The sequence below is a fragment of the Anaerotruncus sp. G3(2012) genome (genome assembly GCF_000403395.2).
Taxonomy (GTDB): Bacteria; Bacillota; Clostridia; order Oscillospirales; family Ruminococcaceae; genus Anaerotruncus.
In genome coordinates, this window is the sequence record NZ_KE159678.1 from 98,861 (window position 1) to 108,428 (window position 9,568).

Annotated in this window: 5 protein-coding genes and 1 pseudogene; all 6 read right to left on the reverse strand. The window is 60.2% G+C overall.

All coding sequences use genetic code 11. From position 1 onward, the window contains the following. Positions 1 to 73: 73 nt before the first annotated feature. The gene (locus tag C814_RS22585; protein ID WP_369750574.1) at positions 74 to 4,450 is read right to left on the reverse strand and encodes a SpaA isopeptide-forming pilin-related protein; all 4,377 of its coding nucleotides are present in this window, start codon (positions 4,448 to 4,450) and stop codon (positions 74 to 76) included. Between the two features lie 190 nt (positions 4,451 to 4,640). After that, positions 4,641 to 6,365, reverse strand: a pseudogene (locus C814_RS25010) (collagen binding domain-containing protein); the annotation flags it as partial. Positions 6,366 to 6,440: 75 nt separating this feature from the next. Next, positions 6,441 to 7,220, reverse strand: a complete 780-nt coding sequence (locus C814_RS19690; RefSeq protein ID WP_016317207.1) for a CAP domain-containing protein — start codon at positions 7,218 to 7,220, stop codon at positions 6,441 to 6,443. A 128-nt stretch (positions 7,221 to 7,348) separates the two neighbouring features. Beyond that, positions 7,349 to 8,194 carry a class D sortase gene (locus C814_RS19695; RefSeq protein ID WP_016317208.1) on the reverse strand — a complete coding sequence of 282 codons (846 nt, stop codon included), beginning with the start codon at positions 8,192 to 8,194 and terminating at the stop codon, positions 7,349 to 7,351. A gap of 27 nt (positions 8,195 to 8,221) precedes the next feature. Beyond that, positions 8,222 to 8,506, reverse strand: coding sequence for a hypothetical protein (locus C814_RS19700; protein ID WP_016317209.1), 285 nt, complete (start codon positions 8,504 to 8,506; stop codon positions 8,222 to 8,224). 26 nt (positions 8,507 to 8,532) lie between these two features. Further along, positions 8,533 to 9,462 (reverse strand): hypothetical protein, encoded by a 930-nt coding sequence (locus tag C814_RS19705; protein ID WP_016317210.1) that lies wholly within the window; start codon positions 9,460 to 9,462, stop codon positions 8,533 to 8,535. Between the last annotated feature and the right edge of the window lie 106 nt (positions 9,463 to 9,568).

Genomic DNA, 9,568 nt, shown 5'->3' on the forward strand with positions numbered 1-9,568 from the left:
AGATTATGAGATATCCGTCTCATCTGCTGAGACTATCGTCAAAATTTCTCATTTCCATACCTTGCTTAAACGCTTATGAATACAGCTTCTTAATGCTGACGTTGGTGTACAGGGCCTTGTTGGTCATAGCCGTCTTGACGATCTGGCCGGCGTGCTCGATCTCCACCTCAATGGGCGTCTTATCCAGGCCGTAGAACTCAGCGGCCTTGGACTCCACCACCTTGTACCGGCCCAGGGGCAGGGGCTTGGACACGGCTACACCATTCTTGTCTGTCCTGACCGTATCCACCAGATTGCCGGTGCGGTAGTGGTAGATCTCGAACTCCGTGCCGGGAATGGGGGTGCCGGCGGGCCAGCCATTCATGGAGTTGTAGTCCTCAGAGGTCTTGGTGATCTGGATCTGCCCGGTGATGGCGGTGTTCTCCCAGGTGATCTCGGTAGTGGTCCCATCAGTGACATAGACCGTCTTCAGCTGGGTATCCACCAGATAACCGTCATTCTCCAGCTCCCGCAGGTAGTAGCGGCCAGAGCCGGGCAGGTCGTCGATATGGACGTAGCCCTTGTCATCGCTGCTGTACTGCCCGATGGGATTCTTGTTGGCGTCATAGAGGAGGAAGGTCACCCCGTAGATGCCCTGCTTGGTAACGCTGTCGACCTTGTGAATCAGGATGCCGCTGACTGCCCGATTGGTGACGGTGACTGTGGTGGCTTTGCCGTCCCGGACGGTGAAGTAGGTGGGGGTGGCGTCCAGCTCGAAGCCCTTGCCGGCCTCAATCTCCACCGCGTAGTAGTCCCCGGCATCCAGATCCAGGTGGGCGCGGCCCTGCTTGTCGGTGGTAATGGTGTCCACCAAGCCGCCGTCCATGCGGCGGATCTCAAAGGTGGTGTTGGGGATTCGCTGGCTCTTGTCAGCCTCGTTGACCTTGATCAGCTCCAGCCCGCCCACAGGCGTGTTGTAGAATTTCAAAGTCTGAGCGTCTCCTACCTTGATCTGGATGGACTTGGGGGTGGTGTCCAGCAGGTAGCCGTCCAGGGTGCGGATCTCCTTGGCGATGATGGTCTTGCCGGGTTCCAGGCCCTCGATCACGATCCGGCCATTCTCGTCAGTCACATACTCGCCGTTGGCGCTGCCCAGCACCTGCCCGTTGGATTCGGTGACCAGGAAGGTCACGCCCTTCAGGGGGGTGGTGGTGCCGGTGATGTACTTCTCAATGACCAGCCGGGTCTTGGGGTCATTCTCGAAAGTGAGATCGTTGCCGCCGTTGGTTCCGCCACCCACATTGGTGCTGCCGCCCGGATTGGTTGTGCCTCCAGTATTGCCGTTGGTGGTCCCGCCCACGGTGCCGCTGTTCACAGAGTTGGAGCCGTTTTTCACGATGATGGTCTGGGGCGTGCTGTTGAGGATATAGCCACTCGGCACCTTGGCCTCGGTGACCACCACGGTGCTGCCGGGAACAAGGCCGGTGACTGTCACGGTCCCATCCTTGCCCGTGGTGTAGCGGCCCAGCACAGTGCCGTTGCCGTCCTTGACTGTGAACTCGGTGCCGGGGATCGGCTTCCCGGTGACGGAGTCCAGCTTGGTCAGGGTCAGGCTGCACAGGGGTTCGTTCAGGAAGGTGAGGGTCTGGGTGTCCAGAGGATTCACCGTGACCGTCTGGGTTTGGGTACTCTGATCGATGACATAGCCGGGGGCGGGCTTGGTCTCCTTGACCACCACCGTGCCGGTGATGCCGTTGATGCGGATCTCGCCCTTGTCATCGGTGGTGTAGAGGCCGTTACTGCTCAGGTGGCCGTTGTCATTGTCAACGTACCCGCCGTTGGCGTAGGTGAGCTGGAACTGCGCACCGGAAATCAGAGCGCCGGTCACACTGTCCTTCTTCTGGATGACCAGGGTTCCGGCCCGCTTGTTCCAAAACGTCAACTGCTGCACTTCGCCGCCCTTGATGAGAATATCCTGGGGAGTTCCGTCCAAAACGAAGCCCTCCACAGTCTTGATCTCCCGCACCTTCACGGTGGTGCCGGGTTCGATGCCCTCCAGCACGATCTCGCCGGCCTTGTCGGTGTAGTAGATCCCATCGTCCGGACCGACAGCGCCGCCGTTGCCGTCCACGACCTTAAAGGCCACGCCGGACAGCGGCTCGTTCTCGGTCCCCTCGATAAACTTGCGGATGATCAGCGTAGTGCCGGGTTCATCGTCAAAGATCAGGCTGTTGGCCACGCCGGTGCGTACCACGATGCTCTTGGGCGTCTCATCGAGGATGTAGCCCTTGGGGGCCTTTTTCTCGGAGACGACCACGGTGGAATTGGGGGCCAGCCCGGTAATGGTGACCGTACCGTCAGTGCCGGTGGTGTAGATCCCGTTGTCGGGGCCGACCACATGGCCGGAGCTGTACCGCACCAAGAACTCAGCGCCCTTCAGGGGCTTCTTGGTCACCGCGTCCCGCTTCAGGATCGTCAGGGTGCAGAGAGGGTCATCATAAAACCGGATGGTCTGGGTGTCCCCGGCGTTGACCACCACGGTCTGGGGGGTGGGGTCCTTGCGGTAATTGTCCGGCGCTTTTTCCTCAGACACAACATAGGTGCCGGGGAGCAGCTTGGAGAGAACGATCTGCCCATTGACATCGGTGGTGTAGAGACCGTTGGAGGAAGTGAGGCCCTCGTTGTCTGGGGTCAGCTCCCCGTTGGCGGTCATCACCTTGAACTGCGCGCCGGAGAGGGGCTGCTTGGTGACGCTGTCGTACTTCTCAATGATCAGGCCGCCCTTGCGGGTGTTCTTGATCACCACGGTCTGGGTATCGCCGCCCTGCCCGATGACCACGTTGGTGGAGGGCGTGTCGATGACATACCCGCCGTCCGGCGCCTTGATCTCGTTGATGATATAGGCGCCGGGGGCGAGGTTAGTGATCTTGATCTCGCCCTGGGCGTCCGTCACAAAAATGCCGTTCTGGGTCAATGTAGACGAGCCGATGACACCGTTCAGACCCACTTCGCACCCTGCGGCGGTGGTGATTCTGAACTCAGCGCCGGGAAGCACCTCATCGGTCTGGCTGTCCCGCTTTTGGATGATCAGGCTGCCTTTCGGCTGATTTTTAAAGGTAAGGGACACGGTTTTACCCGCCTGGATCTGGATGGTCTGGCTCTGGGTATCCAGGATGAAGCCAGCGGGGGCGCGCACCTCGGTAACCACCACGCTTTTGCCCGGCTTCAGACCGGGGATGCGGATCTCCCCGTTCTCATCGGAGCGGTAGATGCCGTTGGAGTCCCCAATCAGGGTTCCGTCCGCGTACATGACCTTGAACTCGGCGTTCTGGAGGGTCACGCTGGGGTTGGTGGCGCAGACCTTCCGAATGAGCAGGATGCCGTCCGGGGCATTATCGAAGGAGACCGTGACCACGTTCTGCTCACCCTTGTCGGAAATGTAGACGGTCTCGGAGGAATTGATGATGGAGTAGCCGTCCGCCGGGTCGATTTCTTCCACGATATAAGTGCCGCTTTTCAGCCCGGTCCAGATGCAGGTCCCGTTCTTGCCGGTCACTTTCGTGCCAATGACTGTACCGCCAGTGCCGGAAGTCCCGCCCAGATACTTCAGCTGGAAGGTGCAGCCGGGGAGGGCCTCATGGGTGACACTGTCGTATTTCTCAACCACGATGGCGTTCAGAGGCTCATTGAAAAAAGTGAGCGTCTTGCTCTCACCGCCGTGGAGGATCACCTTCTGGGTGGTGGGTTCCTTCATCTGGAAGCCGGGGGCGGGCTCTACCTCGGTCACGATATACTCACCCGGATACAGCTTCTTTCCTTTCTCATGGAGCTTGATCTGGCCGCTGGCGTCGGTGACGAAGATGCCGAAGTCCATGGAGGCGGGAGCGCCCGCAGCCTCTCCGTTGCTGGTATAAGTCACACGGAACTTGGCCCCCTGGATGGGGGCGCCGGCTACGCTGTCCTCCTTGAAGATGGTCAGCTCCGGAGTCTTGTGGTTGCGGAACGCTACGGTCTTTTCATCGCCGGGGTTCAGGCTGATGGTCTGTACCCGGTCGGCGTCCTTGTCCGGCAGGTAGTAGGGGGCGGGGACAGACTTCTCCGTGATGCGGTAGGTTCCGGGGTCAACACGGAGGGCGACCGTACCGTCCGCGCCAGTTTTCCAATCGTCCTTGTAGTCGCTGTTGATCTCCTCCACGGTGAGGACGGTGCCGGGGACAGGCACTCCGGTATCGGCGTCAATCTTGGAGAGGGTCAACAGGGGCTTCTTGCTGTTTTTGAAGATCAGGGTCTTTTCATCGCCGCCGTTCAGACTGATGGTCTGGGTCCGGTCGGCCTCGTCCTCCGACAGACAGTAGGGTTCGGGGACGGACTTCTCCGTGACCCGGTAGCTGCCGGGGGCGACGCGCAGAGTGGCGAAGCCGTCCGCCTCGGTAGTCACATCCTGGCGGTAGTCGCTGTCGATGCCCTCCACGGTGAACACAGTACCGGGGATGGGGGGTGTTGGTTCCCTGCTCCACCTTGGAGATTTTCAGGACAGGCTGCTTCAGGTTGTCAAAGATCAGCTCCCGGTTCTCGCCGGGGCCGAGGTAGATGGTCTGCGAGGGTTCCTCGCCCACAACGTAGGGATCGGGGACGGACTTCTCGACCACTTCGTAGCTGTCCACGGGGATATTGGTCAGAACGGCCCTGCCGTCTGCGCCGGTGGTCACATCATCGTGATAGTGGAAATGGATGCCCTTGATCTCAAAGACGGTGCCGGGAATGACCTCCTTGGTCTGGGCGTCCCGCTTGAGGATGGTGAGGCTGGGCAGCTTCTTGTCCGCCGCTGTGACGGTGACTGTGCCGCCGCCGTTGATGGTGGCCTGATCCACATGGGCAATCACAGGCTCGGTGAGGGTGGCGAAGGGTGACGGTGCGGAGACCTCCACAAAGGCGTACATCCCCCCGGTCACATCGGTGACGGTGATGGAGCCGTCCGCTTTGGTCTCCTCCGTGCCGATGATCTGACCGTCACGCAAAATGTTAAAAACAGCGCCGGGGAGGGGATTGCCGCTGTCATCCAGTTTAATGAGCTTGATTTTGACCTTGCTATCGTTCTCAAAAACGAGGGAAACATCGCTTTTACCGTCCCAGACGAAGGTCTGCTTGGTTTTATTAATGTCCGGGCTTTTGGTGTAGCCCTCCGGGGGAGTGACCTCCTCGGCGGTGTAACTGCCCAGGGGCATATCCTTCCAGGGCACGTCCGTCAGGTAGCCGCCCGCGCCGGTGACGTAAGTCCCGGTGAAGTCGTTGTCCACGCCGGTGATCTTGATGACTGCTCCGGCAAGGCCCCTGGTGGGATCGTCCGCGTCCACCTTGCGGATACTGCCCTCGCCGGTGATCTCAGGAGTATCGCTAAACGTAACCGTTACAATTTTGTTGGCTCCATTGGGCAGAACGACATACTGGGGACCCGCGTTGTCGATCTCATAACCCTCCGGGGCTTCCAATTCCGTCACGGCGTAGGTGCCCGCTTCCAGCTTGGATACGGTAACAGTGCCGTCGCTGCCTGTCACCACTTCCTTGGAGTAGGCACCATTTTCGGAGGCTACCTTGAACCGCGCCCCCGACAGGCCCTTGTTGGGATTCGTGCTGTCTACCTTTTTGATGATCAGGTCATACAGCTCACGGGTCACGGTCAGTTCACCGATCATGATGGCCTGCACATCATTTGCCGGATGGTAGCTGGAGCCGGGACCGGCATATGCGTATTCATAAACGGCGCAGTCGCCCCATACGCCCTGCGCGCCCAGGTCGAGGATATACTGCGCCCGGTCCCGGAACGATCTGCCGTCCATAGTCTCGTCAATACTGGAATAATTGGTGTGTTCCAGATTGTTGTAGACGCACAGCAGTTCCTCGGCACAGGCGGTTACGGGGTCGGACAGCAGACCGGCCTTGTAGCGCCAGACGATGGCCTGTACCCAGGCGTTCATCGTCCATGCGTAGTTGCTGTCCCACACATCATCTACACCCAAAGCCTTGGCTTGATCAGTAAAGACGCCGGTGGAGTGGGCGTAGAAGTACGCCATCATGGTTTTGACGGTGGGGTCGTTGACCGGCTTGGGACTCCCCCAGGTGTGGCCCTCCAGTGACCAGCCCATGCCCTTGCCCTTCTCGGCACAGAAGCCCATGGTGCTCTTTCCGTTAAGTCCAAAGTGCATCTGGTGCAGATGGCAGGTACCCAGAGCCGGGGACTCATACTTGACCCCATTGTGGGTGCAGTCGTCCATCTTGATGGTGTCCGGCGTGGCGGCGAGGGCTGTGCCGGGGAGCAGGCCCAGCACGCAGACCAGGGCCAGCAGAGCCGCGATCAGGCGGGTTCGGGGAAAATGGAACTTTTTCATAGCTTGTCAGCCTCCTTTTTGACAGAAAACGGCCCTCCAGCTTGCGCTGGAAGGCCGTTTTGGTTTTATTTTCGCTTACGCATAAAAATTGACGCTGTTTGGGATTCCGACGAACATGTAGCAGTAGGTGATGCCGTCGTACTGGGTCACACCCACGCCGATGCAGTCGCATCTTGAGTCGATCATGGTCTCGAAGTGACCGGGAGAGTTGATCCAGTTGTCGACGGCGCGCCGGGCGGCGTCGTCTGTGCCGGTGAACACGGTGAGGTTGTCACCGAAACCGTAGGGGTAGCCGGCGTCAGCGGCGGCTTGGCCCTCCTCTGCGGCGTGATGCCAGGTGTAGCGCCGGTCGGAGCAGGCTTGGGCGGCGGTCATCAGGGCCTCGCTGACCGGCAGCTCCGACACGCCGTTGGCCTTGCGGGTCTGGTTGATCAGCCGGATCATCTCCTGCCGGATCTCCAGGTTGTCCGTCAGGCTGGCGCTGTCCATGCTGGCGGGAGCTTCCGGCGCGGCGGGGGCGGCGGAGCCGACCGTCAGCGTCATGCTCCCGCATTCCCCGGCGCTGTTGGATGCGGTGATCTCCGCGGTCCCCGCCCCCTTTGCGACAGCCACCCAGAAGGTCAGCACCTGCTCCACCGCTACCGTGTCCGGGTCGCTGGAGGTGACGGTGTAGTCGATCCCGCTGGGGCCGATGATCAGGCCGCTTCGCTCTCCTACCTCCAGGGTACTGCCCTTGTAGCTGCTCACCCGGATGGGTTCGTTGGGCGCTTCCGCTGCCGCGGCGGGGACGGTGAGCCCAATGGTGAGGGTGGCTGCCATCAATGCGGCGGCAATGCGTTTTTTCATGCTGGTCATACTTTTTTCCTCCTGTATTCCGTATTTTTTGGTGCTTTTGCAAGCAATACAATATCGGAACAGAGGTCAAAAGTCGAGAAGAAAATGCAATCTAAAATGGAGAAACGCGCGGGCGAAAACGAAGCATATTAGCTAATTTCCACCCCCTGGACGCACCACCGCTGATCCCGCTGGTCACGGACACAGGTATAAAGCGTGATCATGTTGGTGGTGGAGGCGGCGAGGGCACTGCGGTCTGTCTCACTCACCTTGGAGACACTGGTCACCTCATAGGTTCGGGTCCCCAGCCGTGTGGTCAGGGTGATGGTATCGCCCACCTCCAGCGTGTGGATCTCCCCGAAGTGGTTGTTCACGCCCCGATTGTGGGCAGCCAGCGCCACATTTCCATCCCAGATGGAGGTGTCCTCAAAATGACCCGCGCCCTTCTTCAGCGCGGCGCTGTCCGTACCCTGGTAGATCTTGACGCTCAGACCGATGGCGGGGATCTTCAGCGTGCCCAAGTGTCCTCCGGAATAATAGAGATCGTCCGTTACCGCCGTGTAGCCGCCGGAGGCACTGCCGGGGTTGGTCACTGTCACCGAGGACGAGCCGGGGACATAGACGGAGCCGCTGCCATTGGCGGTCCCGCCGCCCATGGCGGGGGGCTGGATCACACTGGCGCTGCCATTGATTATGGCTCCGGCAGCAGGTTGATAGCCGGGCGCCAGATTGGGAGTGAGCGGTGTGCCGGTGTTCAGGGTGTCGGCGCTGTAACTGCCGAAGGTGGGCGGGGCCAGCGCCGCGTTCTTGCTCACATCCTCGTTCTTCATGGCCCCGCCATCGGCGGTATGCACCACCTCGATGGACGTGGACTTGCCATACTCCGGGTCGTCCGCGCCGTCAAAGGCGTACTCCATGGGGCCGGCGGCGCTGGCGGGGGTCGCCAGGGACACCGTCATGCACAGGGCCAGAAGGAGCATGGTCAGTTTCTTCATAAAAATCACCTGTCCTTTCCATTATAATTATAAGAGTTGGATGCCCATGCCAGGGGACTGTTTGTGTTTCGAGGCAACATCGCGGTACTCGGGATGCTTGTCCAGACTGTCCAAAATGGCGGCGCGGTTTTCCGGAGTATCCAGATAAACGCCGTCCGGTACATCCTCCATCCCATAAATCAGCTGGACGCCATCACGCTCCGCTGCTTTTGCGGCTTCCTCATCGTCCGGGAACAGGAACAGATCGTCGTCCCGTTCTACATGGAGGGCGTTTGGGATATAAAAGGAGCTGTCCTCCGCAAGAGCAAACACATACCCCTTTCACGGTTCTGCGGTACTCATCCTTCGTTCCCCTCGCCCTCAGCCAGCTCATTGCGCCGCTTGAGGAACAGGGCGATGCCGATGCCGCCGCCAGCCGCGGCAATGAGGCCCAGGGGTACCAGCAAGAGCGGCCAGTTGAAGCTGGCGGCAGGGGCCGGTTCAGCGGCGTCCGGACCATCATCCACAGGCTCCATGGGCTGGAGGGGCGTACCCTCGAAGATCGCCACATACCGGGTCTTGTTCAGCGCGATCCTGCTGACAGTGCCGGTGTAGTCGGCGGTGACGGTATAGCCTTTGACGTAGCTGCTGGTGGCGCTGCCGGTGTAAGTGGCCACGGCGGTGTAGCGGTCGCCTATGGCGTAGCCGTCCAGACTTCCGGTGTTGTCCGTCTGCCAGCTGATGTCCTGGAGGGTCAGGGTGCGCCCGCCGTCCTGGATGGTCTTGGGGATGTACTGGGTGTCCTGACCGGCCAGATTGGGGTAGCTCCGGGTGGCGGAGACCTGCTTGGTGGAGCTGCCGTAGCCGGCCACCTCCACCTGCACCGTGTCCAGCCGCAGGGTCAGCGTCCCGGCCAAGCCATCGTCGGTGACGAACTCCTTCTCCTGGGGCAGCAGGGCCAGCACAGAGGCCATGTCCTTGTTTTTGCTCTCCAGCGTCACCGTCTCAGTGTGCTGGCGGCTTTCATTCTCCGGCAGTTCCTGCTTGAGCAGGTCCACCAGAGTGTAGTGAAAGTTGTCCTGCTCAAAATCCGAGCGGGGGATGCCGGCGGGATCGTCCTCCGGGGACAGGTCATAGAATTTGCGGATCTCGGCCCCATCCTCACTCTGGGTGACAGAGGTGGGGTAGCAGACCTGGGCGGGATCAGCCCACTCCGCCGCGTAAGCGGCGGGAGCGAGGGCCATAGTCAGCGCCAATGCCAGGGCGCAGACTGCGGTCAGTTTCTTCATCGTCGTTTCCTCCTTTAGAACCTGTATTCACAAGGAGAAAAGAACGTGGTAAAATAGAGATATGGAAGAAAAAGGACGGGAGTCGTACCCTAGCGACTTGACAGAT